24 protein-coding genes and 2 tRNA genes are annotated in these 24,099 nt (G+C 60.7%); 14 read left to right on the forward strand and 12 right to left on the reverse strand.

The annotated features are described in order from the left end of the window. Positions 1-35 precede the first annotated feature (35 nt). The 6 genes from J5Y06_RS10265 (at position 36) to J5Y06_RS10290 (ending at position 5,545) form a co-directional block, all read left to right on the forward strand. Entirely contained in the window at positions 36-593 is a 558-nt protein-coding gene (locus tag J5Y06_RS10265) for a CDP-alcohol phosphatidyltransferase family protein (RefSeq protein WP_209335130.1), read from the forward strand. Continuing rightward, positions 565-1,764, forward strand: a complete 1,200-nt coding sequence (locus tag J5Y06_RS10270; protein ID WP_209335026.1) for an AI-2E family transporter — start codon at positions 565-567, stop codon at positions 1,762-1,764. Before J5Y06_RS10265 ends, J5Y06_RS10270 begins: the two co-directional genes overlap by 29 nt. Positions 1,765-1,783: 19 nt before the next feature. Further along, positions 1,784-2,464, forward strand: coding sequence for a DnaA regulatory inactivator HdaA (hdaA, locus tag J5Y06_RS10275; RefSeq protein WP_209335027.1), 681 nt, complete (start codon positions 1,784-1,786; stop codon positions 2,462-2,464). A 99-nt stretch (positions 2,465-2,563) separates the two neighbouring features. Next, positions 2,564-4,060 carry a sensor histidine kinase gene (locus J5Y06_RS10280; RefSeq protein ID WP_209335028.1) on the forward strand — a complete coding sequence of 499 codons (1,497 nt, stop codon included), beginning with the start codon at positions 2,564-2,566 and terminating at the stop codon, positions 4,058-4,060. Positions 4,061-4,089: 29 nt separating this feature from the next. Next, positions 4,090-4,503, forward strand: coding sequence for a response regulator (locus tag J5Y06_RS10285; RefSeq protein WP_209335131.1), 414 nt, complete (start codon positions 4,090-4,092; stop codon positions 4,501-4,503). Between the two features lies 1 nt (position 4,504). Next, positions 4,505-5,545 carry a sensor histidine kinase gene (locus tag J5Y06_RS10290; RefSeq protein ID WP_209335029.1) on the forward strand — a complete coding sequence of 347 codons (1,041 nt, stop codon included), beginning with the start codon at positions 4,505-4,507 and terminating at the stop codon, positions 5,543-5,545. Positions 5,546-6,020: 475 nt separating this feature from the next. Here J5Y06_RS10290 and J5Y06_RS10295 read toward each other — a convergent pair whose 3' ends face one another. The 6 genes from J5Y06_RS10295 to J5Y06_RS10320 all read right to left on the reverse strand — a co-directional run bounded on the left by J5Y06_RS10295 (position 6,021) and on the right by J5Y06_RS10320 (position 8,848). Next, entirely contained in the window at positions 6,021-6,179 is a 159-nt protein-coding gene (locus J5Y06_RS10295; protein WP_209335030.1) for a hypothetical protein, read from the reverse strand. A 144-nt stretch (positions 6,180-6,323) separates the two neighbouring features. Beyond that, a tRNA-Arg gene (locus J5Y06_RS10300) sits at positions 6,324-6,400 on the reverse strand. A gap of 23 nt (positions 6,401-6,423) precedes the next feature. Then, positions 6,424-6,729, reverse strand: a complete 306-nt coding sequence (locus J5Y06_RS10305; protein ID WP_209335031.1) for an ETC complex I subunit — start codon at positions 6,727-6,729, stop codon at positions 6,424-6,426. 139 nt (positions 6,730-6,868) lie between these two features. Continuing rightward, the gene (locus tag J5Y06_RS10310; RefSeq protein ID WP_209335032.1) at positions 6,869-7,090 is read right to left on the reverse strand and encodes a hypothetical protein; all 222 of its coding nucleotides are present in this window, start codon (positions 7,088-7,090) and stop codon (positions 6,869-6,871) included. 116 nt (positions 7,091-7,206) lie between these two features. Beyond that, positions 7,207-7,416, reverse strand: a complete 210-nt coding sequence (locus J5Y06_RS10315) for a cold-shock protein (RefSeq protein ID WP_209335033.1) — start codon at positions 7,414-7,416, stop codon at positions 7,207-7,209. A gap of 205 nt (positions 7,417-7,621) precedes the next feature. After that, positions 7,622-8,848, reverse strand: a complete 1,227-nt coding sequence (locus tag J5Y06_RS10320) for a sensor domain-containing phosphodiesterase (RefSeq protein WP_209335034.1) — start codon at positions 8,846-8,848, stop codon at positions 7,622-7,624. 238 nt (positions 8,849-9,086) lie between these two features. On the opposite strand from J5Y06_RS10320, the gene J5Y06_RS10325 reads away from it, so the two are divergent. Continuing rightward, positions 9,087-9,284: a hypothetical protein gene (locus tag J5Y06_RS10325; protein WP_209335035.1), complete on the forward strand. Its 198-nt coding sequence runs from the start codon at positions 9,087-9,089 to the stop codon at positions 9,282-9,284. A 138-nt stretch (positions 9,285-9,422) separates the two neighbouring features. On the opposite strand, the gene J5Y06_RS10330 is transcribed toward J5Y06_RS10325, so the two are convergent. Beyond that, positions 9,423-9,499: transfer RNA gene (locus J5Y06_RS10330), tRNA-Pro, on the reverse strand. A gap of 69 nt (positions 9,500-9,568) precedes the next feature. Next, positions 9,569-10,753 (reverse strand): cystathionine beta-lyase, encoded by a 1,185-nt coding sequence (locus tag J5Y06_RS10335; RefSeq protein WP_209335036.1) that lies wholly within the window; start codon positions 10,751-10,753, stop codon positions 9,569-9,571. A gap of 96 nt (positions 10,754-10,849) precedes the next feature. On the opposite strand from J5Y06_RS10335, the gene J5Y06_RS10340 reads away from it, so the two are divergent. From J5Y06_RS10340 to J5Y06_RS10360, 5 genes are all read left to right on the forward strand, one after another. Then, positions 10,850-11,686 (forward strand): phosphatase PAP2 family protein, encoded by an 837-nt coding sequence (locus J5Y06_RS10340; RefSeq protein WP_209335037.1) that lies wholly within the window; start codon positions 10,850-10,852, stop codon positions 11,684-11,686. A 202-nt stretch (positions 11,687-11,888) separates the two neighbouring features. Continuing rightward, entirely contained in the window at positions 11,889-12,920 is a 1,032-nt protein-coding gene (locus J5Y06_RS10345; RefSeq protein WP_209335038.1) for an amino acid ABC transporter substrate-binding protein, read from the forward strand. A 68-nt stretch (positions 12,921-12,988) separates the two neighbouring features. Then, positions 12,989-14,242 carry an amino acid ABC transporter permease gene (locus J5Y06_RS10350; RefSeq protein WP_209335039.1) on the forward strand — a complete coding sequence of 418 codons (1,254 nt, stop codon included), beginning with the start codon at positions 12,989-12,991 and terminating at the stop codon, positions 14,240-14,242. Between the two features lie 10 nt (positions 14,243-14,252). Next, positions 14,253-15,410 (forward strand): amino acid ABC transporter permease, encoded by a 1,158-nt coding sequence (locus J5Y06_RS10355; RefSeq protein ID WP_209335040.1) that lies wholly within the window; start codon positions 14,253-14,255, stop codon positions 15,408-15,410. Between the two features lie 56 nt (positions 15,411-15,466). Further along, positions 15,467-16,270, forward strand: a complete 804-nt coding sequence (locus J5Y06_RS10360) for an amino acid ABC transporter ATP-binding protein (RefSeq protein ID WP_280819020.1) — start codon at positions 15,467-15,469, stop codon at positions 16,268-16,270. On the opposite strand, the gene J5Y06_RS10365 is transcribed toward J5Y06_RS10360, so the two are convergent. Beyond that, positions 16,267-17,484 carry an FAD-dependent monooxygenase gene (locus tag J5Y06_RS10365; RefSeq protein WP_209335041.1) on the reverse strand — a complete coding sequence of 406 codons (1,218 nt, stop codon included), beginning with the start codon at positions 17,482-17,484 and terminating at the stop codon, positions 16,267-16,269. The genes J5Y06_RS10360 and J5Y06_RS10365 overlap by 4 nt on opposite strands. Before the next feature lie 11 nt (positions 17,485-17,495). Continuing rightward, the gene (locus tag J5Y06_RS10370; RefSeq protein WP_209335042.1) at positions 17,496-17,744 is read right to left on the reverse strand and encodes a zinc-finger domain-containing protein; all 249 of its coding nucleotides are present in this window, start codon (positions 17,742-17,744) and stop codon (positions 17,496-17,498) included. 137 nt (positions 17,745-17,881) lie between these two features. Between J5Y06_RS10370 and J5Y06_RS10375 the strand changes: the two genes are divergently transcribed. Further along, positions 17,882-20,089 (forward strand): RNA degradosome polyphosphate kinase, encoded by a 2,208-nt coding sequence (locus tag J5Y06_RS10375; protein ID WP_209335043.1) that lies wholly within the window; start codon positions 17,882-17,884, stop codon positions 20,087-20,089. Continuing rightward, on the forward strand, positions 20,086-21,600 hold the full coding sequence (gene ppx / locus J5Y06_RS10380; protein WP_209335044.1) for an exopolyphosphatase: 1,515 nt from the start codon (positions 20,086-20,088) through the stop codon (positions 21,598-21,600). The genes J5Y06_RS10375 and ppx overlap by 4 nt, the downstream gene beginning before the upstream one ends. 3 nt (positions 21,601-21,603) lie before the next feature. Here ppx and rnd read toward each other — a convergent pair whose 3' ends face one another. Together rnd and J5Y06_RS10390 are read right to left on the reverse strand one after the other, a co-directional pair. After that, entirely contained in the window at positions 21,604-22,761 is a 1,158-nt protein-coding gene (gene rnd, locus J5Y06_RS10385) for a ribonuclease D (protein ID WP_209335045.1), read from the reverse strand. Positions 22,762-22,839: 78 nt separating this feature from the next. Continuing rightward, entirely contained in the window at positions 22,840-24,087 is a 1,248-nt protein-coding gene (locus J5Y06_RS10390; protein WP_209335046.1) for an MFS transporter, read from the reverse strand. Positions 24,088-24,099: the final 12 nt, after the last annotated feature.

Consider the following 24,099-nt stretch of genomic DNA (forward strand, 5'->3'; position numbering starts at 1 on the left):
ATGTGAAAACGAAGGTGGAGGACAACAGGGAAACGATGACGGTCGCCAATTTCATCACCCTGATCCGCTTCTTCCTTGTGCCCTGCGTGGTGCTGGCGATGATCACCGGCCATATGGGGTGGGCCTTTGTCGGTTTCCTCGTTGCCGGCGTTTCAGACGGCGTCGACGGCTTCGTTGCCCGCCACTTCGATCAGCGGAGCGAACTCGGCGCTTACCTTGACCCTATTGCCGACAAGCTCCTGCTTGTTTGTGTGTTTCTTGTGCTCGGCTATCTCGGCGAATTGCCGCTCTGGTTCGTCGTGGCGGCCGTGTCGCGCGATGCCTTGATCGTGGGAGGCGTCATGCTGTCTACGGTGATGGGCAATCCCGTCGCCATGAAGCCGTTGTTTGTGTCCAAGGCGAACACGACGTTTCAGATCCTTCTGGCGCTGGCAGTGCTGGCGGAGCTCGCTTCCGGCTGGCGAGGAGATTGGCTGCGGGACGCGCTGGTGATCGTGTCGGCGCTCTTGACGGTCGCTTCCGCGGCAGCCTATCTCGTGGGCTGGCTGAGGCATATGAGCGGCTATGGCGAACCCGAAAACTCCGACCGATAGCCGCCGAACAGCCCTCGCTGTTGCCAGAAGGAAAGCAGCCGCGACCATGCCGCCACCAGAGCCGGCACCTGTTGCGGCAGTCGTGGCCATTGAGCCCCGCTTGTGGCGAACCGCCGCCTTCTGGATCGGCGCTGCCTTGGTGCTTCTTCTGTTTCTGGTTGTGTTCAGCTCCATCCTGTTGCCCTTCGTGGCGGGCATGGTCCTCGCCTATTTCCTCGATCCCATTGCCGACCGCCTGCAGCGAGTCGGCTTGTCGCGCCTCATGGCGACCATCGTGATCCTGGTCGGCTTTGTGCTGATGCTGGTGCTGCTTTTGATCGTCGTGGTGCCCGTTCTCACCTCGCAGCTGGCCGGCTTTGCGGCGAACGTTCCAGGTTACATCGCCCGCCTGCAAACCCTCATCACCGATTTCGACCCGGAATGGCTGAGTGACAATTTCGGCGTCGATCCTGCCGCGCTGCGTGATGGCATGAACGGTTTGCTGACGCAGGGTGCGGGTTTCCTGACAACGCTCATGCAGTCCATCTGGAGTTCCGGCAAGGCGATTATCGACGTGGTCGGTCTCCTGGTGGTGACCCCCGTTGTTGCCTTTTACATGCTGCTCGATTGGGATCGCATGGTCGCCAAGGTCGACAGCTATGTGCCGCGCGATCATGTGGAAACGGTGCGGCAGCTTGCGCGCGACATCAACGCGTCGACGGCGGGCTTTGTGCGGGGGCAGGGCACCCTTTGCCTGGTTCTGGGTGCGATGTACGCGGTCGGCTTGACGGCTGTTGGCCTGAACTTCGGCCTTTTGATCGGCTTTTTCGCGGGCCTGATCAGCTTCATCCCATATGTTGGCTCGCTGGTTGGGCTCGTGCTGTCGCTGGGCGTGGCGTTTGTGCAGTTCTGGCCGGATTGGCCCTGGATCGTCCTGGTGGCTGCGATTTTCTTCGGCGGCCAGTTCATCGAAGGCAACATTCTGCAGCCCAAGCTCGTGGGATCGAGCGTCGGGCTCCATCCGGTGTGGCTGATGTTCGCGCTGTTTGCCTTTGGCGCCTTGTTCGGCTTTGTCGGGTTGTTGATTGCGGTTCCGGCCGCCGCGGCAGTTGGCGTCCTCGTGCGCTTCGCCATTTCGCGTTATCTTGAATCGCCTCTTTATCGGGGCAAAAGCGAAGTCACCGTCGCCTGAAATGAGCCTGCCTTGAACCATGCCGGATGAAGCGCGCCAGCTGCCGCTCGACCTGGGTCATCGCCCTGGGCACAGCCGGGACGACCTGGTTGTCGCGGACGAAAATGAAGCTGCCCTGCGCCTGATCGACGCTTGGCCGAATTGGCCGGCGCCGGTGGCCGTGCTGACGGGACCTAAGGGCTCGGGCAAGACCCACCTCATGGAGATCTTCCGCGATGAAACGGGTGCGCAAGATGCAGCTGGCGACTTTGACGCTGCGCTTGCGAGGGCCGAGCGCGGCGAGCCCATCACCTGGGACGATGCCGACCGGGCGCCGATCGACCAGACGGCCCTGTTTCACCTCATCAACGCAGTCCGCTCCGGCGGTGCAACGCTGCTTCTGACGGCGCGGCAGTCGCCGGCTTCCTGGGAGATCACCCTTCCAGACCTGCAATCCCGGCTGAAGGCAGCCGCCTTTGTGGAACTAGCCGAGCCCGGCGACGCGCTTCTTTCTGCCGTGGTGATGAAGCTGTTTGCCGATCGCCAGGTCGAGATTGAACCGCATGTGGTGCAGTTCATCATTCGCCGCATGGAACGCTCCGTGGGCACCGCGATCGAGGTGGTGGACCGCCTGGACAAGGCAGCGCTTGAGCGGCGGCGACCGATCACCCGCGCCCTGGCAGGTGAAGTTCTTAACGATGTCGCGACACCAGACGGCTGAGGGCTCGTTTTTCCGGCTTGGCAGACGCATCAGGAGCAAGTTTTCTCTGGCGTCTTTGCCCGGCTTGCAGCATGGAAGCCAGGTTCGAGGATTATATTGATGCCGATCTCCCGCGCTGCATTCCTGCGCAGCAGTGCCGTGTTCCTGGTTGTGGCCTTCCTGGCGTTGCTCGCCATTGTTGGCACCACCTTTTACCTGGCCGAGCGGTCCCAGAGCCTGTCGGAAACGCTGACGCAATGGCGCATCGCACGGGCATCAACGGTGAATCTGCGCAACGCTCTGCAAGTCGCCGAAAGCAGCCAGCGCGGCTTTCTGCTGACCAACGACGCGACCTATCTCGAACCCTTCGCGGCGGAAAGCACCCGCATCATCCCCCTCTACGGCGAGATGGTGGCAGCCGTTGAGCCCCTGCTGGACGACGACGCTGATCTCGGCCGGTTTGGGGGCGCGATCCAAAGCAAGATTGATGAGATGACGCGCAGCATCGAGATTGCCCAGTCTGGTGATCTCGAGGGAGCCATAGCCACTGTCCGGACCGATCGCGGCAAGCAGTTAATGGACGAGCTGCAGAGCTTTTTCACGCAAACCATCGAGCAGGCAGACGGGCAGATCATCGACGCAATGACTGCCCAGGACCGCAACTTCTTTGCTTTGCGTCTTGTCACCGCCGTGGGTGGCTTGCTGATCCTGCTGGTGATGGCGGCCGCCGCCTGGATCGTTTGGACCTACACACGCGAGATCATTGCTGCGCGCAATGAAGTGGAAGCGTTGAATGTCGGCCTTGAGTCGCGCATCCAGGAGCGCACGCAGGATCTGATCCGGGCCAATGAGGAAGTGCAGCGCTTCGCCTATATCGTGACCCACGACCTGCGCGCGCCGCTGGTTAACATCATGGGCTTCACGTCCGAGCTCGAAACTACGCTCAAGTCCATCCAGACCTATGTTCTGGCCGAGCCTGGCAAGGCAACAGACGATGATGTGGAACAAGCAAAGCTTGCTGCCGGCGAAGACCTGCCTGAAGCCATCAACTTCATCCGCTCTTCGACCCGCAAGATGGACGGGCTGATCAACGCGATCTTGAAGCTGTCACGCGAAGGGCGCCGCCCCTTGAAGCCGGAATCGATCGACCTCAAGGCGATGCTGGAAAACAGCGTCGCAAGCATTCACCACCAGATCGCCGAAAACGACGGCGAAGTGGAGTTCGACGTCAACGTCCCGCGGATCGTTTCCGACCGCATGTCGCTGGACCAGATCGTCGGCAACCTTCTCGACAATGCCGTTAAGTACCGCGCATCAGATCGTCCGTTGCGCCTGCGCATCTCGGCTGAACGCCTGCGTGGAAATCGCGTCGCCATCGCTGTCAACGACAACGGCCGCGGCATCGCCGACCAGGACCACGAGCGCGTCTTTGATCTGTTCCGGCGAGCCGGTGTCCAGGACAAGCCCGGTGAGGGCATCGGTCTTGCCCATGTGCGATCGCAGACTCGCAATCTCGGCGGAGATATATCAGTGTCGTCTCAATTCGGCGTGGGTTCGACCTTTAGAGTCGAACTGCCGCTCGATCTCAGATCGGTTGTAAGGAGTGAAGCGAAGTGAGCCATGATTCAAGGCCCGTCACGATCGTCATGGTCGAGGACGACGAGGGCCACGCCCGCTTGATCGAGAAGAACATTCGCCGCGCAGGCGTGAACAATCCCATTGTGCCCTTCCAAAACGGCACGGATGCCTTGGAATACCTGCTTGGACCTGACGGGTCGGGCCAAGCAAGTTCCAGTCGCCAGCTGCTGGTGCTTCTTGATTTGAACCTCCCGGACATGACCGGCGTCGACATTCTCCAGCGCGTCAAGGCCAACGAGCACACGCGCCGTTCGCCGGTGGTGATCCTCACCACCACGGACGATGAGCGTGAGATCCAGCGCTGCTATGATCTCGGCGCGAACGTCTATATCACGAAGCCGGTGGACTATGACGGCTTTGCCAATGCGATTCGCCAGCTCGGCCTGTTCTTCTCGGTGATGCAGGTGCCGGAGACAGCCTGACGTGCAAACACGGCCGGTTCACATCCTGCATATTGATGACGACGCCGCTCTGGTCAGGCTGGTGGAGCGAGCGCTGACGCGTCGCGGCTTCACCGTCGAGAATGCAGCCGACATCGATGCCGGCCTGGCGCGGATCAGGGCAGGCGGTCTGGATGCGGTTGTGCTCGACCACTACCTCGCATCGGGAACCGGCCTCACCGTGCTGCACGCGATGCGCGATCTGACCGATCCGCCTCCGGTGGTTTACGTGACGGGTTCCATGGAACCGGCGCTGGCCGTCGATGCCCTCAAGGCCGGCGCGGAAGATTATGTGTTGAAGTCGGCTGGTGAGGACTTCGTCACCTTGCTGGCCAAGGCGCTCGAGCAGGCCATCAACGCGGCGCGCATGCGTCAGGCCCATCTGCGTGCAGAAGCAGAAATTCGCGCCGCCAAGGATCGCGCCGAGTTGCTGCTGGCCGAAGTGAACCATCGTGTCGGCAACAGCCTGGCACTTGTTGCGGCCCTCGTGCGCATGCAGGCGTCTGCCATTGCTGATCCCGGAGCCAAGGAAGCGCTGGCCGAAACGCAGGTGAGGATCTCGGCCATAGCCAACCTCCATCGCAGCCTTTACACCTCCGACGACGTGCGCAACGTGGCACTCGACGATTATCTTGCCACCATTGTGGCAGAGCTCGGCACATCCATGAGCGCGTCCGGTCACAAGCCGCTCGTGAAGCTCGACCTCGATCGCTACAGCATTCCCACGGACAAGGCCGTTTCGGTTGGCATGATCGTCACGGAACTGCTCACCAATGCCCTGAAATACGCTTATCCGACCGAGGAAAAAGGCGAGGTCCGCCTGATCCTGCGCCGCTCCGAAGATGGCGCGGCACTTCTCACGGTGGAAGATGACGGCATCGGCTGGAACGGCACGGGTGTTGCCAAAGGCACAGGTCTCGGCTCGCGCATCGTCAAGGCCATGGCAGCCAATCTCGGCGCCACCATCACCCACGGCGACGGAGTGGGCGGGACCTGCACCAAGCTGGTGCTCGCCGAAAGCTGAAACGAAGAAGGGTGGCGATCCCGGCAGGATTCGAACCTGCGACCATCGGCTTAGAAGGCCCAAGCCAGCGGTTGTTTTCGCTAGGTTTCCCGTCGCTATGTCGCAGCCATAAGATGGTCAAGCACAATGAGGGTGCCGATAAGAGCGCACGCTAACAGCCCGAGAGAGAGAGAGCCAACACCACGTGCTTCTTTCTCGTTCTGAACAGATTGGCCTTGTAGTTCGGGTCAGTCTGCATACGACCTAAGTCGGTTACGACCAGATGCCCGATCGTAGCGATACAGCAGATGATCACGCCGAATAGGACCGAGATAAGGTTTGGTGTAGGAACTCAGCCATTGTGTTGCCTTCAGCCGCCCAACGGTGCAGAAGTTGTGATCATAGCTCTGCAGGAACTCATCAGCATTCGGACTGTCGCTCATTCCGATGTCTCGCTTTATGTCCGCAATCACGCCGACGGATTAGACGTGCTCGCTTAATTTGCTATGCCGAGACGCTTCTCTTCAACCTTGGCATAGCGCTTCGCGTCCTCTTTATTTGAGAACTCGCTTTCCTTTGTCTGGCCGTCCTGAGAGACGCGAACCTTCCAGTTTTCGCCGGACTTCTTTTCAACGCGTACTGCTACTTGGCTCATGTGGTCATTCCGTTTTCATGTTGCAGTCCACGTCGCATCGATTTGCCGCGCACCGGTGCAAACCGTTGAAAATCAACGCTTCTCAATTGCAACATAAATGCGACGTGGAGGGGGAGGATAGATAAGCTAAGAACTTGTTTTTATTGGCGATCCCGGCAGGATTCGAACCTGCGACCATCGGCTTAGAAGGCCGGTGCTCTATCCATCTGAGCTACGGGACCCCGCGCCGGAGGCGCAGAACAAGTCAGTGCGTCCAGGGAGTGCGACGGTCGGCGCGGAAATTGTCGGAATAGGAGATCTGGCGCCGCAAGCTTTCTTTCGGCTCCTGCACGCGGAACTCGATGCCGTGCTTTTCCGCATAAGCCACGGCTTCTTCCTTGGTCTGGAAGGTGAGGCGGATCTGGCTGCGCATGTCACCCGACGAGGTATACCCCATCAGCGGGTCGATCTTGCGCGGCATTTCAGGATCATATTCCAGCACCCAATAGCCGGTCTTTGCCTTGCCTGACTGCATGGCGGTTTTTGCGGGGCTGAAGATTCTGGCGGACATGAGCCGGGCTCCGGAAGGCGACAAGATGTTTGGCTGTTTCAATAGTCCAGCGCCCGCTTGGTTGCAAAGCTTAAAAGGTTGTCGCCCACGGCCGCAGGGTTGCTGCAGCCGCGTAAGAAAAGAGCGAAACGAGGCAGCGCTATTTGGCTCGCTTGCCGCGGGTCTTCTTGGCCACGGGGGGAACCGCGGGCTCCGCCACTTCCTGCGCGAGCCGCGCTGCGCGCAATCGCTCGGTCTTGGCGATGCGGGCGTTGGCCTCGCCGCTCATGATCTCGCGCGCCAACCGCGTTGTGGCGTCGCTCTTGGCCTCGCCGCGGGATGGCGTCGGCTTGAAAATGCCAGGCTCCAGCATGCTTTTCATGGCTTCGATCCTTTCAGAAAAGAAAAAAGGCCGGGCGAACCCGACCTTCCTGGTGCTGCCTGAGCAGTCGTTGCCAGTTCATCCGTGGTCAACGACCAGGCGCATCTTTCGATAGCTTAAGCCGCCTGAAGGTTGTCGGCCGTGCTCTTGCCGCTGCGGCGGTCCTGCACGATGTCGAAGCTGACCTTCTGGCCTTCGGAGAGCGTGCTCATGCCCGAGCGCTCAACGGCGGAGATGTGAACAAACACGTCCGGCTTGCCGTTGCCCTGTTCGATGAAGCCGAAGCCCTTGGTGGAATTGAAAAACTTGACGATACCAGTGTTCATAGCGATGTCCTTTCAATCGACATACAAGATCGGCATTTCGCAACGCGCCAAATGCCCGATATTTCGAAAATGAGAAAGAAGATCGCAGTGCGCGGCAGTGCCGGAAAAACAACGTTCGTCAACAAGTTCGACGTGTTCTATTTAGAGCGTGATCGGCAATTCCGCAAGGTCCCGCGTGGATAATCTTCTCGGACGCCGATTTTAATTAGCCGGTGGGCTGGAGTTTCCACCCGTCCGTGAGCAGGTTCAGGACCTCGTCCAGTCCGGCGGGTCGGCCGAGAAGATAACCTTGTCCCCGGGGAACGCCGAGGCATCGAAGCGTTTGCAGTTCGGACGTGGTTTCGATGCCTTCCGCAACAAGGATGCAGCTTGTTTTCAGGGAAAAGAAGATCAAAGCGCTCGCGAGCGCCTGCCTGGCGTCGTCACTGTCCACGGCACGCGTAAGGCTCATGTCGAGCTTTACGATCTCCGGCTTCAAGCGGAGAATGTGCTGCAACCCCGAATAGCCTGCGCCCGCGTCGTCGATGGCAATGCCGGCCCCCACGGCTCGGATCTTTTCAACCGCGGCAAGGAGCACAACGTAGTCGTCAACTGCGGCATGCTCGGTGATCTCGAAAATCAGGCGGTCGAACGGGATCTGCCATTCCAGCACCTCCGAAACATGGGTGATCAAGGTTTCGGGCGAGATGTTGACGGAAAGATACGTGTTCTCCGGAAGGCGGGCGAGCGCAGTAACGGCCTTCTTGATCAAGCACATTTCCAGCTTCGGTCCGAGGCCGACCTCGAACGCGTCCTGCAGCCACTTGTCTGGCGAGCGATAAGGCTGGGGTGCAAATCGGCACAGAGCTTCGAAGCCGGTCGGCCGATCGGTCAGGAAGTTCCAGATGGGCTGGTAGACGATCGAAAAGGCTTCCTCAGCGATAACGCTTTCAACGGCGGCCCGCTTGGTTGCGTCATGGCGCTGTGACTCGGACTTTTCCGAGATCTGCTCTGCCGCCATGTCGGCAAACACCCGCATGATCTGAAGGTCGCGTTCGTTCAGGGTTTTGTTCGGGGAAGGGCTGAGGCAGCAGAACATCCCAACTGCGGTTCCGTTTCTGTCGCGGATGGGAACGCTCATATGCGCTCCGATCGGAACAGCCGCCGTGATCGGCATGGATCGGGCGAGTTCATATTGCGATGTGTCTGAAATCAGCTCGGGGAGGCGGCCCGCCAGGATATGCCGGCAATAAACCTCGTCGAGGGGTCGCTTGTCCCCGACTTTGATCAGCGCCTCGAGCCCGGGAGCGTCAACTTCCCGATACACGGTCTCGTCGCCGACGAATTCCGAGATATAGGCGACCTCCATGCCAAGGTGCTTCCGAATGGAAGAAAGGGCGGTCTGGAGCGAGTCCGTTTGGAAAAGCGGGTTACCGAACTGCAAGGTTGCCATGCCGGAAAGGATGTTTGTTTTGGGACCTACAGCCTCAAGCAAAAACCCTAAGGAACCGTCTTCTTCGACGACAAACCGCTCCTTCTCTGAAGCTCCAGGCTGCAACGGAGTGCTTCTGCATCGTCCACGGGTAAAAAGTCGGAGAACGCCTCGAAGTATTTAGCAGGAACGTAACGAAAGCTAATGCGAGACTTCGTCAGCATCGTAAGTTGCTCGCATGCTAACGAGGAAGCAGAGCATGACCCTTCGCGATGTTGTTGAGCAATATGTCGCCTCTCGCCAGGGCGCAAAGTCGATCTCTACGCGCGCTGCGGCGCAGGCTGTTTCGATGATCCTGCCGGTCAAAGACATTGTTAGCCAGCGCGAGTTCGACGACATGGTCGCCGAAGCAGCCTTGAAGAAGCACCTGGCTGTCCACTTCGACGCGGTCGCATAAGACGTCAGCGCATTCGGCAGGCGAGATAGAAACGCCGTGTGAGTTCATCGAGCCGCGCGGCGGACTTCTGCCAAAGGCCGGACAGCGCCGCGGAGTTTTCCGCTGCGTCGCGCCGGCATCGATTAAAGAAGAAACCCGTGGTCGGAGTGGCAGGATTCGAACCTGCGACCCCCTGATCCCAAATCAGGTGCGCTACCAGGCTGCGCTACACTCCGGCGGGTGACGCGTGTCCTAGAGACCGCGCCGCGAGAAGGCAAGGGGTGCAAGCCGCTTCTTCGCAAGCATCAAGCGTTTTTTGCGGCCTGAAGCCCAGCGGTCAGGTCCTCCTGCAGGTCCGCAACATCCTCCAAGCCGATCTGCAGCCGGATCACGGGGCCGCCATAGTCCCTGCGAGACACCGTGCGATCCTGCAGCGACACAGGAACTGCCAGGCTTTCATAGCCGCCCCAAGAATAGCCGAGGCCGAACACCTCCAGCGCGTCCAGGAAGGCATGCGCCTGGCTTTCGCCACCACCGTCGAGCACCACGGAAAAGATGCCGCTTGTACCGCCGAAATCCCGCTTCCAGAGCGCGTGGGTCGGATGCGAGGGAAGCGCCGGGTGAAGAACCTCGGCAACGCCCGCTTGCGATTGCAGCCAGCGCGCGATCTCCAGCGCCGACCGACCATGGTGCTCAAGCCGCACGCCCATCGTCCGCAGTCCGCGCAGCACCTGGTAAACGTCATCGGGCGAGGCGCAGACGCCCAGCGTGTCATGCGCGCTCTGTAAGACCGGCCAGTGATCTTTGCAGGCGGAGATTGTTCCGAGCAGCACGTCGGAATGGCCGGCCGGATATTTTGTGGCCGCATGGATCACGATGTCGACGCCATGATCCAGGGGGCGGAAATACAAGGGCGTGGCCCAAGTGTTGTCCATCATTACCACGGCGCCCTTTGCTTTCGCCGCTTGTGAAATGGCCGGGATGTCCTGGACCTCGAAGGTGTTGGATCCCGGTGATTCCGTGAAAACAACGCGCGTGTTCGGCTGCATCAGGTCTGCGATACCGGCGCCGATCAGCGGGTCGTAATACGTCACGGCAACACCAAGCCGCTTGAGCATCGTATTGGCGAAGCGTCGCGTGGGGAAATAAACCGAATCCACGATCAGGACGTGGTCTCCGGCCGACAAGAAGGCGAGCAGCGGAACAGTCACCGCAGCAAGTCCGGAAGGAACCAGGATCGTTCCGGCAGACCCTTCGAGTTCATCGATGGCCGCGGCAAGCGCGTCGGTCGTGGGGGTGCCGTGCGTGCCGTATGTGTATCGCTGCGCCCGATTCACCATGGTCTTGGCATCGGGAAACAAAACGGTCGAGGCATGAACCACCGGCGGGTTCACGAAGCCAAAATAGGCGTGCGGATCATGCCCGGAATGCGCCAGGCGCGTGTTGATGCCCTTGAACCGGTTGCTGTCCCCACCGTTTGCGCGTGCCATAACGATCCTCGTGAAAGTGAATGGGAATTGGATTAGGCGGGCGCTACGTTTGACGCAACTGTGACCGTGTCATCTGATCTCAAGGACCACCGATACTTGCCTGATATCCGACCTGACCCGCTGAACGCGCAAACCGGACGCCGTTCTGTGTCCCCCCGCCATCTCCTCACACGCTTCCGCCAGGGCCACGCCAAGATCCGGATGCCTGTGGGTGAAGCGACCGACCCGGTTTGGGCGCCGGCCATGACGGTGATCGCCTGGAGCGCCACCCTGCTGATCGTGGTTCTCAGTTTCTTTGACGGGGAAATCAACGCCGCCGTTCGCGCAAACGACAACGCTCTGCGCGACTTCATGGCGAACTGGACCGATCTCGTGCGCTCACAGTGGTATCTGGTGCCGGCAGCGTTCTTGGTGCTGTTTGCAGGCGTTGTCGACTGGGGCGAGCCCCACAGCAGCGCCCGCAGGGTCTGGTCCAACCTTTATGCGCAGGCCGGCATTGTTTTCGCGGCTGTGGCTGGTTCGCTGATGACCACCAACATCCTCAAGATCATCTTCGGCCGTGCAAGGCCCGTTCTATATGAACAGTTCGGATCGCTGCACCTCGATCCTTTCACGGTCGCCCATGACTTCGCCAGCTTTCCGTCCGGCCATTCCACCACGGCTGCGGCCCTGACGGTGATCCTAATGGCCTGGTTGCCGCGCTTCCGCTGGCTTTTCCTGGGGGCAGGGCTGTTCATGGCGGCCACGCGGGTGGCAGCCGACGCGCACTACCCGAGCGACATCGTTGGCGGCTTCACGGTCGGCTTCCTGTTTACGCTCGCGCTTGCGCGCTGGCTTGCCCGTCGGGAAGTCGCGTTCCGCATCCACCCCGGCGAGCTTCTGCCAGTCCCAAGGTTCCGCAAACCACATGTGCCACCCATGGCGAAACTGTGATCTTCACGCCTGCGGCTGCTGCGAGGCAGCCGGTTGATTCTGCACAACAAAGAAGCGCGCTGGCCCTTTCATGCTTGACCGCTGGATCATAATGGCATTCGATGCGTGTCATGGTTGAGCCCGGCAGCGTTTATGTCAGGTTCGCCGCGTTCCGTTTCGGCAAGCCGGCTGGAAGCCCGGCAGGAAAAAGGGGTTGGTACGAATGAAGAATCTCGTGAAGCTTTTGGTAGGCGCCGGCGTTCTCGCCGCCGCATCGTCGGTCGCATCCGCTGCGACATTGGACGACGTGAAGTCCAGGGGCACGTTGCGTTGCGGCGTCAACACAGGGCTGGCGGGTTTTGCTTCGCCGAATAACCAGGGGCAGTGGACAGGCTTTGACGTCGATCTTTGCCGTGCTGTTGCTGCAGCCGTGCTCGGCGATCCGGACAAGGTGAACTACACGCCCACCAATGCCACGGAGCGCTTCACCGCTCTGCAATCCGGCGAAATCGACCTTCTGGCCCGCAACACCACCTGGACGCTGAGCCGCGACACCAAGCTTGGCTTCAACTTTGCCGGCGTCAACTACTATGACGGCCAGGGCTTCATGATCAACGCGAAGAACCTGGAAGGCATCACGTCCGCGCTGCAGCTTTCGGGCGCCTCGGTTTGCGTTCAGGGCGGCACCACCACCGAACTGAACCTGGCGGACTATTTCCGCGCCAACAACATGGAATACAACCCGGTTGTGTTCCAGGCACTGGAAGAAGTGAACGCCGCCTATGAGTCGGGCCGCTGCGACGTGTACACCACCGACCAGTCGGGCCTTTATTCCATCCGCCTGCAGCTTGCTGCGCCTGATGACCATGTCGTTCTGCCGGAAATCATTTCCAAGGAACCGCTTGGACCAGCCGTACGCCAGGGCGACGATCAGTGGCTGGACATCGTCAAATGGACGCTGAATGCCATGATTATTGCCGAGGAACTCGGCATCACCCAGGCCAATGTCGAGGAAATGGCGAACACCTCCACCAATCCGGAAGTTCGCCGCATCCTCGGCAAGGAAGAGGGTTCAACGCTCGGAGCGGATCTCGGTCTTCCTAACGATTGGGTGGTGAATATCATCAAGGGCGTCGGCAACTACGGCGAAGTCTTTGAACGCAACATCGGTTCCGGCTCGCCGCTGAAGATCGCCCGCGGTCTGAACGCCCTTTGGTCGAAGGGCGGCATCATGTACGCGCCGCCTATCCGCTAACCACCGCCACAAGGGGAGCGGCTCCGGCCGCTCCCCAATTACCCACCCTCTCGCAACCCGACGGTGTCATGGCGACTGACAGCACGCATCTTCCAGGGCCAGCAGCGACATCGCGCAGTTCTGCTTTGAACAATCCGCAGGTCCGCAGCATCATTGCTCAGGTTGTGCTCGTTGTTCTTCTTGCCTTGTTTATCTGGTGGATCGTCGGCAACACGACCGACAATCTGCGCCGCCAGAACATCGCTTCGGGCTTTGGCTTCCTGGATGCGCGCGCAGGCTTCGACGTCGCGCAATCGCTCATCCCCTACGGCTCCAACTCGCTGTATCGACAGGCCTTCCTTGTCGGCTTGCTCAATACGCTGCTGGTTGCCGTCACCGGCATCATCACCGCCTCCATCATCGGCTTTCTGGTTGGCGTCGGACGCTTGTCCCGCAACTGGCTGATCCGCCAGATCTGCATGGTCTATGTGGAGGTGTTTCGTAACATTCCGCCGCTGTTGGTGATCTTCTTTATTTATCTGGGCGTGCTGTCGGCGCTGCCTGGAGCCCGCGACAGCCTTGAAGTCGGCATCCCGCTTGGCATCCAGACACCCTTCGGCCTCATCGGCTGGGACGACACGATCGGCTTCAATGCCTGGCTGAACAATCGCGGCTTCTTCATACCAAGGCCCGTGTTCAACGAAGGATCCTGGTTGATCCTTGCGGGGCTGATAGCCGGCCTCGTGATGAGCGTTCTGGTTTATCGCTGGGCGCGGGCAAGGCAGATGGCCACCGGTGAGCAGTTCCCCGTGCTGCGCACAAGCATTCTGCTGATCCTCGGGCTTCCGCTCCTGGCCTACTTCCTGGCCGGAATGCCGGTCGACGTGGATGTGCCCGTGAAAGGCAATTTCAATCTCACCGGCGGCGTTCAGGTGAAGCCGGAGTTCTTGTCGCTTTACCTCGCGCTGTCGCTTTATACCGCTTCCTTTATTGCCGAGATCGTGCGGGCCGGCATCCTGGGCGTATCGCGCGGCCAAACCGAAGCCGCCTATGCGCTGGGGGTTCGGGCTGGACCGACTTTGCGGCTGATCATCATCCCGCAGGCCATGCGGATCATCATCCCGCCGCTGACCAGCCAATATCTCAACCTCACCAAGAACTCGTCGCTGGCGGTGGCGATCGGCTATCCGGACTTGGTGCAGATCGGCCAGACCGCCATGAACCAGAGCGGGCAGGCGATCGAAGTGGTTGCGATCTGGATGGTAGTTTATCTGACGATCAGCCTGACCACCTCCGTGTTCATGAACTGGTTCAACAACCGCATGTCGCTGGTCGAGCGGTAAGGCTACGCCGATGCAAGAACATGACATGACTTTCGTCCGCGCCGAGATGATCAACGCGCAAACTGCGCCGGTCTCCGAGCGCGGCGTGTTGAGGTGGCTGCGCACCAACCTGCTATCGACGCCGTTGGACATCGTTCTGACGGTTATCGGGGTGCTTCTGGTGATTGCATTTGTACCGCCCTTGCTGAACTGGGCGTTCATAGACGCGCAATGGACAGGGCCTGATCGCTCCGTATGCGCCACCATTGCGCAAGGCGGCGTTCAGCCGGAAGGCTGGTCGGGCGCATGCTGGGCTTTCGTGAATTCGAAGTTCGAGCAGTTCATGTATGGCCGCTACAGCTTCGACGAGCGGTGGCGCGTGAACCTGGTGGCCGCAATCTTCGTGCTGCTGTTCATTCCGCTACTGATGCCAAACGCACCCTACAAGGCGCTGAATGCCGTCCTCTTCTTCTTCGGCGTGCCGGTGATCGCGTTTTTCCTGCTGGTTGGCGGCTATTTCGGCCTTCCCTACGTACCGACCCAGCAGTGGGGCGGTCTCCTCGTCACGCTCGTGATCTCCTTCGTCGGCATCGCTGTTTCGCTTCCGATGGGGATCGTGCTTGCGCTTGGCCGCCGCTCGAAGATGCCGATCGTGAAGATGGTGTGCGTGGTCTTCATCGAGATCGTGCGCGGCGTTCCGCTGGTTACCGTCCTTTTCATGGCAAGCGTCATGCTGCCGCTGTTTCTGCCCGCCGGCATGACCTTCGATCGCCTGCTGCGCGCGCTGGTGGGCGTGGCGCTGTTTGCCTCCGCCTACATGGCGGAGGTGATCCGCGGTGGTCTGCAGGCCATTCCCAAGGGCCAGTATGAAGGCGCCGATTCACTCGGCCTCGGCTATTGGCAGAAGATGATCCTCATCGTTCTGCCGCAGGCGCTGAAGCTGGTGATCCCGGGGATCGTCAACACCTTCATCGGGCTCTTCAAGGACACCAGCCTCGTTTACATCATCGGCATGTTCGATCTGCTTGGGATCGTTCGCCAGAACTTCTCGGATGCCACGTGGGCCTCGCCGCAAACGCCGATGTCGGGTCTGATCTTCGCGGGCTTCGTGTTCTGGATCTTCTGCTTCGGGATGTCGCGCTATTCCATCTACATGGAACGGCGGCTGGACACCGGCCATAGTCGCTAGCGAAGGGCCGATCTTTGCAACAACAACAAGGCGCAACCGCTCTGGGAAATACGGATATGGTCATTGAGAACGCCGTTGCCGAACAAGACGCCGAGATCGATCGTTCGCGAATGCACATCTCGGAAACCGACGTGGCCGTGGAAATCCAGGGCATGCACAAGTGGTACGGTGATTTCCACGTTTTGCGCGACATCAACCTCAAGGTCATGCGCGGCGAGCGGATCGTGATCTGCGGGCCCTCGGGCTCAGGCAAGTCGACGCTGATCCGCTGCATCAACCGACTGGAAGAACACCAGAAGGGCAAGATCATCGTAGATGGCAAGGAACTCGCGAACGATCTGAAAAAGATCGACGAGGTGCGCCGCGAGGTGGGAATGGTGTTCCAGCACTTCAACCTTTTTCCGCATCTCACCATTCTTGAAAACTGCACCCTGGCCCCGATCTGGGTTCGCAAGATCCCTCGCAAGGAAGCGGAAGAAACCGCGATGCACTTCCTGCGCCGCGTGAAAATCCCTGAACAGGCCAACAAATATCCCGGTCAGTTGTCCGGCGGCCAGCAGCAGCGCGTGGCGATTGCCCGCTCGCTCTGCATGAACCCGCGCATCATGCTCTTCGACGAGCCGACCTCGGCGCTTGATCCCGAAATGATCAAGGAAGTGCTGGATACGATGGTGGGTCTGGCGGAAGAAGGCATGACCATGCTTTGCGTGACGCACGAGATGGGCTTCGCACGCAAGGTGGCGAACCGCGTGATCTTCATGGATCAAGGCCAGATCGTCGAACAGAACACGCCGGTGGAGTTCTTCAACAACCCGCAGCACGAGCGCACGAGATTGTTCCTGTCCCAGATCCTCCACTAGGGTCGGGTCGGTTCGCGCCATCCGTAAAGCCAGTCGAGATCGGCGGCGAGCGCTTCTGGTCCCTTGAGGCGGAAAACCAGGTTGCGGGCGAGCGCCACAGGCCCGCCCGCATGCCAGGCCAGGCGATTAAGACGACCGCGCGAGCGAACCTGATGGAGGCGACGGCGGCGTACCTCCTGGTAGTGCTGCAAACCACGATCCAGGTCTGCACCTGCAGCTTGAACGCTGGCTGCGAGCACGGCTGCATCCTCGATCGCCATCGCTGCACCCTGGGCTGCAAACGGCAGCAGCGCGTGTGCCGCATCTCCCACCAAGGCGAAGCGGTGGCTCACCCAGGTGAGATCGGCCGGCGCTTCGTATAAGGGCCACCGCGTCCAGTTGCTCAGCCGAGCCAGGCCGTTCAAGGGCTGCGGCAACCGGCGCAAGAAGGCATCGAGAACGTCGCGCCCATCCGCTTCCCGCCAGGTCTTCTTAGCCGACCCGCCGCGGGTAATGGCAACCAGGTTGAGGGCGGAGCCGCCCGCCAGCGGATACGCTACAAGATGCGCGTAGGGGTCGAGGAAGGTAGACACGCAGCCAAAGTCGATCACGCGCGGGAGCGCGAGGCTTTCGGCATCTGCGATCGGCAAGGTCGTGCGCCATGCGGTAAGACCTGAAAAGCGGCTGTCGACGGGGCGATCCCCGTTGGCAAAGCGGCGAAGTCCGGACCACACGCCATCAGCGGCCACCAGAAACGCGCCATCGGCCGTCTGCGTGCTGCCGCCTCGCTCAAAGGCAAGGGTCACGTCATCATGGCCGATCACCAGGTCGCGCACGAGGGCGCCTGTTTCGATGGAAATCAGCGGATTGCGGCGCGCAGTTGCAAGCAGGGCATCGAGGATCGCGGCACGATGCGCGACCACATAGGGTGCGCGCCAGCGCTTTTCGCCGCCGGAGCCAAGAGGGATCGCCGTGAGCGGCCGCAGCGTCGCCGCATCGAACAGGGTTACTGCGCTTGGGCGGGTCAGTTGGGGTTCGAGCGGTGGCAACACGCCGAGGCGGTCGAGAATGTGGGTGGCGTTGGGGGAAAGCTGCAACCCTGCGCCAATTTCACCAAAGGCCGGAGCGGCTTCAAACAAGCGCACCGCGGTGCCGGTTGCTGCAAAGGCAAGCGCCGTGGTCAGCCCGGCAAGGCCGCCGCCCGCGATCAGAACCGGGCGGCTCGCGTCGAGCATGCCCGGCTGTATCAGGCTGCGTGCGGCGACTGGAAAAGAGCGCCGGGCGGCAGTGTTTCGGTTGCCTTGAGCGCTGGATCATACTTGTAGAGGGTGGAACAGTAGGAACAGATCTTCTCGTCGCCACTGCCCATGTCCAGGAACACATGCGGGTGATCGAAGGGTGGATTTGCCCCCACGCACATGAATTCCTTGACGCCGATCGCGATTGCCGGGTGCCCGGCATCGTTCTGGAAATGCGGAATGGTGCCGCCAGCCATGACAAGCTCCTCTGGTCGTGCTCAGGCATCTGGAACAGAAAGCGCGGCTTTGCAAGCTGGTGTGACGAAACTGTCGCAAAAGCGCTGCAAGGGATTATGGTTGCCGTTGCCCGCGTGGCCAAAATTGGGAGAAAAGGATGAACGAGATGAAGCCGGTGCGCGCGGAAGCGCGGATAGGGGCTGTTGCTGTCAGCGAACCGGCTGCGGGCAATCCCGATCGCTTCGTGAACCGGGAATTCTCCTGGCTGCAATTCAACCGCCGAGTGCTCGAAGAATCGCAGAATCCCAACCATCCGCTTCTTGAGCGCGTCCGCTTCCTTTCGATCTCCGCGGGCAACCTGGACGAGTTCTTCATGGTGCGCGTGGCGGGTCTTGCCGGCCAGGTGCGGCAGGGCATCGCAACAAGGAGCCCGGACGGCAAGACGCCGGAAGAACAGCTCGAGCGCATCCTTTTTGAAGTCGGGCGTTTGCAGGAAGACCAGGAAGCAAGCCTCGGCAAGCTCGGCGAGTTGCTGAAGGCCCAGGGCATTGAGACGGTGCGCCCTGCAAGCCTTGGGAAGGAAGAAAAGGCCTGGCTCGAAGCGCATTTCATGGACACGATCTTCCCGGTGCTGACGCCGATGTCGATCGATCCCGCTCATCCATTTCCGTTTATCCCGAATCTCGGCTTCACCATGGCGCTGGAGCTCAAGCATAAGCGGCTCAACGAAAGCATGACCGCGCTTGTGCGCTTGCCGCCCGCCTTGCGCCGCTTGATCCGCTTGCCGGACGCGGACCGCCAGGTGCGCCTTGTGCTGCTCGAGGAAGCCGTTGAAATGTTCATCGGCAAGCTCTTCCCTGGCTACCAGATGAAGGCCTCCGGCACGTTCCGGATTATCCGCGACAGCGATATCGAGGTCGAGGAAGAAGCCGAGGACCTCGTGCGCTTCTTTGAAACAGCGCTGAAGCGTCGCCGCCGCGGGCAGGTGATCCGCATCGAATTCGACAGTGGGACGCCACAAGCGCTGCGCAGCTTCGTGGCACGCGAACTGGCCGTGCCGGAAAGCCGCATCAGCGTGCTGCGCGGGCCGCTCGCGCTCAGCCAGATTTCAGAACTGACGCAGGTGCCGCGCGACGATCTGAAGTTCGTGCCATACAACCCGCGCTTCCCCGAGCGCGTCCGCGATCGCAACGGCGATTGTTTCGCGGCCATTCGCGAAAAGGACATCGTCGTCCACCACCCCTACGAGTCGTTTGATGTCGTGGTGCAGTTCCTGCGCCAGGCCGCGGCCGACCCGGACGTTCTGGCGATCAAGCAAACGCTTTATCGCACCTCCAACGACAGCCCGATCGTGCGCGCACTGGCCGATGCCGCCGAAGCCGGCAAGTCGGTGACGGCCCTGGTGGAGTTGAAGGCCCGCTTCGACGAAGAAGCCAACATCCGCTGGGCACGCGACCTTGAGCGAGCAGGCGTGCAGGTCGTGTTCGGCTTCGTGGAGCTGAAAACCCACGCCAAGATGTCGCTGATCGTGCGTCGCGAAGAGGGCCGGCTGCGCAACTACGTGCATCTGGGAACGGGCAACTACCACCCGATCACGGCGCGCATCTACACCGATTTGTCCTACTTCACCTGCGATCCGACCATCGCCCGAGATGTATCGCAGGTCTTTAATTTCATCACCGGCTATGCAGAGCCGGCTGAGGAGATGCAGCTTGCGATCTCGCCATTCACTTTGCGCAATCGCATTCTCCAGCACATTGCAGGCGAGATCGAGCACGCGAAAGCCGGGCGACCCGCGCAGATCTGGATGAAGATGAACGCGCTGGTCGATCCGATCGTCATCGACGCGCTCTACGACGCGTCAGCGGCCGGCGTCGAAGTCGATCTGGTGGTTCGCGGCATCTGCTGCTTGCGCCCGCAGGTTCCGGGACTGTCCGAAAACATCCGTGTGAAATCGATCATCGGCCGCTTTCTTGAACACAGCCGCATCTTCTGCTTCGGCAATGGCCATGGTCTGCCATCGGAGGAAGCGCTGGTTTATATCGGCTCGGCCGACATGATGCCGCGCAACCTGGATCGCCGCGTGGAAACCATGGTGCCCATCACCAATCCCACGGTGAAGGAGCAGATCCTCGGCCAGATCATGCTGGGGAACATCATGGACAACCAGCAGAGTTTTGAAGTACTCGCCGACGGCACGTCTCGCCGGATCGTTTGGGACGGCGCGGAAGAAGCCTTCAACGCTCAGGAATATTTCATGACCAATCCGAGCCTGTCCGGTCGTGGCGATGCTCTGAAACAATCGGCGCCCAAGCGCATTACCCGGCAGAAGCGTAAGAAAGGGAGCGTCGAAGCCGGCGTATGATGGCGATTTCGCAAGGGCGACTACCAGACCGTCGCCCCATCTCCGTGATCGACATCGGGTCGAACTCCATTCGCTTGGTGATCTACGAGGGAATCGCGCGCGCACCCACTGTGCTGTTCAACGAGAAGATGCTGGCGGGACTCGGCCGCGGCATTGTTTCAACCGGCAAGCTCGACCCTGAAGCCGTTCAGCGGTCGGTGGAAGAATTCCGCCGTTTCCGCGCTTTGGCCGAACAGGCGGGTTCGGAAGCGTTGCATGTGATCGCAACGGCTGCGGCCCGAGAAGCGGAAAACGGTCCGGAATTCATTCAGCGCGCCGAGGGCATCCTCGGAACGGAGATCCGCGTCCTGAGCGGCCGCGAGGAGGCCTACTTCTCGGCCATGGGCGTGATCTCCGGCTTTCACCAGCCCGATGGCATCGCCGGTGACCTCGGCGGCGGCAGCCTTGAACTGGTGGATGTGGCGAACACCACGATCGGGGAGGGCATCACCCTTCCGCTCGGTGGACTGCGCTTGCAGGACGTGACCAAGAACGCGCCGCAGAACGCCGGCCGGATTATTCGCGAACAGTTGCAGCGCGCGTCGCTCCTCGGCAAGGGGGAAGGGCGCACCTTCTATGCGGTTGGAGGCACATGGCGCAATCTCGCCCGCCTTCACATGATGTCGACGAACTACCCGCTCAACGTCATGCATCATTATGAGATGGACCTGAAGGACTCTGCGCCGTTCCTGCGCCAGGTCGCGCGGGGCGAGTTCGACAAGATGCGCGGAGTCGAGCAGATCTCGAAGAATCGCCGAAGCCTTCTGCCTTATGGCGCAGCCGTGCTGCACGAAATTGCCGCCCTCATGATGCCGTCCAAGATCGTGGTGTCAGCGCTCGGCGTTCGCGAAGGCTTTCTGTTCTCGCTTCTGGAAGAAGAAGAGCGCGCGGTTGATCCGTTGATTTCTGCGGCCGAGGAACTGGCGCTGCTTCGCGCGCGCTCGGTCAAGCATGCGCACGAGCTTGCCGCTTGGGTCGGCAGTTCCTTGAAGACCTTCGGGGTCGTGGAAACAGAGCAGGAAGCACGCTTGCGCCATGCCGCCTGCCTTCTGGCGGACATCGGATGGCGCGCCCACCCTGATTACCGGGGCGTGCAGTCCCTCAACATCATCGCGCATGCGTCGTTTACGGGCATCGACCATCCCGGCCGCGCCTTCATTGCGCTCGCCAACCTGTTCCGCCATGAAGGCGTCTTCGAGGATCGCTTCGCACCGGAACTGGCAAACCTGGCGGGACCGCATTTCCTGGAGCGCGCACGGCTGCTCGGCGCAATCATGCGCGTTGTGTATTTGCTGTCGGCTTCCATGCCCGGTGTGCTTCCCCGCCTGCAATGGCGCGAAGCGAAGGACGGCACGCTGTCGCTTGTTCTTCCGCGCGACCTGGCTCACCTCAACGGCGAACGCCCCGCAGGCCGCCTTGCGCATCTTGCCAAGGTCACCAATCGGCAGCTGAAGCTCGAAGTGGAAGATTGACGCTCAGTTCGGAGCGTCAACAACGGCAATCCGCCGCTTCTCGAACTTTAGCGCCACTTCCCCCCGGATCAGCTTCAAAGCCTGTTCTCCGAACACTTCGCGTCGCCAGCCGTGGAGGGCCGGAACGTCGGCGCTTTCGCCCTTGGACGCGATCTGTTCGATGTCGTCGCTGGATGCCAGCATCTTGGGCGCGACCGATTTCTGTTCGGCGACGATCCGCAGCAGAACCTTGAGAAGCTCTGCGCCCGCATTTGTTCCTTCCGAAGCCTGTGTATGGCGCGGCAGCTTGGGCAACTTGTCCTTCGGCGTGGCCAGCGCTTCCTTGATCGTGGCCAGCAGTTCTGCTGCCGTGGACGATCGCTCCCAACCCTTAGGCGTGGTGCGCAGACGTCCCAGCGCCGTGGCGTCGACAGGCTGCTGCTGCGCGATCTCGTAGATTGCGTCGTCCTTCAGAACACGCCCGCGGGGAACGTTGCGGCTCCGCGCTTCGCGCTCGCGCCACGCCGCGACGTGCTGCACCACAGCCAATTCCTGCGGCTTGCGCAACCGCATCTTGAGCCGCTTCCAGGCGTCTTCCGGCTTCAGGTCGTAGGTGTCCTGCGCCGTCAGGATCAGAGCTTCTTCTTTTAGCCAGTGCGCGCGATCTTCACGCTCGAGCTGCGCCCGCAGATGAAGGTAAACGGGGATGAGGTAGGTGACGTCGGCCAGCGCGTATTCGAGCTGCTTGGCGGAAAGGGGGCGATGCCGCCAATCCGTGAAGCGCGACGACTTGTCGAGGTGAGCGCCAGTGATCTTCTGCACGAGCTGATCGTAGGACACGCTTTCGCCGAAGCCGCACACCATGGCCGCGATCTGCGAATCGAAAACAGGCGAGGGCACCAGGCCACCGAGGTGGAAGATAATTTCAATGTCCTGCCGCGCGGCGTGAAATACCTTCGTCACATTTGGATTGGCCATCAAGCGGAAGAACGGTGCGAGGTCGATCTCCTCAGCCAAAGGGTCAATCAGCGCAGTCTGGTCAGGCGTTGCCATCTGGATCAGGCACAGTTCCGGCCAAAATGTCGTTTCGCGGATGAACTCCGTGTCGACGGTCACGAAATCGGCCTGCTCGAAGGCCGCAATGGCTTGCTCGAGTTCTGACTGAGTTTGAATGAGATTCATCAAAGCGCCTTTAGTTTTCGGGCGCAGTTTTCAGCGAGAAACGCCGACGTCAAGGCCTGAGGGTCTTTCCTGTGTCGATCAGCCATCGGCCAGGGGCGAGGAAGGATCGTCTTTCTTTCGCGTTAGCCGCGAAAACAAGGGTGATGTCCGCAACAGGGCTGTGAAGCGTCCTCGTTGTTCGGGCGGGACCTTTCCCCGCACCTGCATCCGGTAAAGCGTCACCCCAATCAGAACGACATAGATCGCTGCGGTGAAGACGAAGAGGCCGGACGGGCCCTGGATCTGCATGAGCGCGGACGCGAGCACAGGTCCGGCCACGGCGCCGATCGAATAGAACAGCATCAGCGCTGCCGAAATCAGCACGAACTCGCCTTTCTCGGCCCGGTCGTTGGCGTGTGCGGCACAGAGCGAAAACAGCGTCATCGCGAAGGCACCAAACACAAACACAAGGCCGATGTTTATGAGGGGATCAGACCCGGCAAGAAACGAAAGCGCGAGCGCAGCCACGAGGGAGATGGCGGTCGCAACGAGAAGCACCTTGCGGCGATCCCATCGGTCCGAAAGCGATCCGATCGGGTACTGAACAAGGACGCTGCCAATGATGCCGGCGCTGACGAAGGCCACGATGCCCGTATCAGACAGGCCGATCTGCTCGGCGTAAACCGGTCCCATGGTTCGGAAGGAGCCGTTGGTCATACCGATGGCAATGCAGCCCAAAGCGGCCAACGGTGAGATCTGGTAGGCCCGCTTCAGATCGAGCTTGACGTCGACCGGCGCCGCCGGGTTCGAGCGGTCGCCCAGCGACACCGGCACCAGCGACAAGGTGATCATCATCGTCATGATCGCAAAGATCGTAAAGCCGTCGGTGCCCACAACCGGGATCAGGAACTGGCAACCCGTAACAGACGTCACATCCACGATGCGGTAAAGCGCCAGGACGCGCGCCCGGTCCTGGTTCGAGGCTCCCTGGTTGAGCCAGCTTTCCATGACAGTAAAAAGGCCGGAAAAACAGAACCCGGTCACCAGGCGCACCACCGACCAGACGATCGGATCGATCCACAGAATGAGCATCAAGGTCGCCGCGGAGGCAATCGCTGCCAGCGAAGCGAAGGTCCGCACATGCCCCACTGCCTGCAGCATTCGGGTGATGAAAATGCAGCCCACCAGGAAGCCCGTGAAATAGGCCGTGCCCATCCAGCCGATGGTGGCGGGTTCGAACCCTTCGGCCGCGCCGCGTATCGCGATCAGCGTTGCCTGCAAACCGTTCCCGCCTAGCAGGATGCCCGCGGCGATGAGCAGGGGAATAAGCGGTCGCAAAGAGCTCATGGCACGTCCGGG

The sequence above is a fragment of the Tianweitania sediminis genome, from assembly GCF_017813335.1.
Lineage (GTDB): Bacteria > Pseudomonadota > Alphaproteobacteria > Rhizobiales > Rhizobiaceae > Tianweitania > Tianweitania sediminis.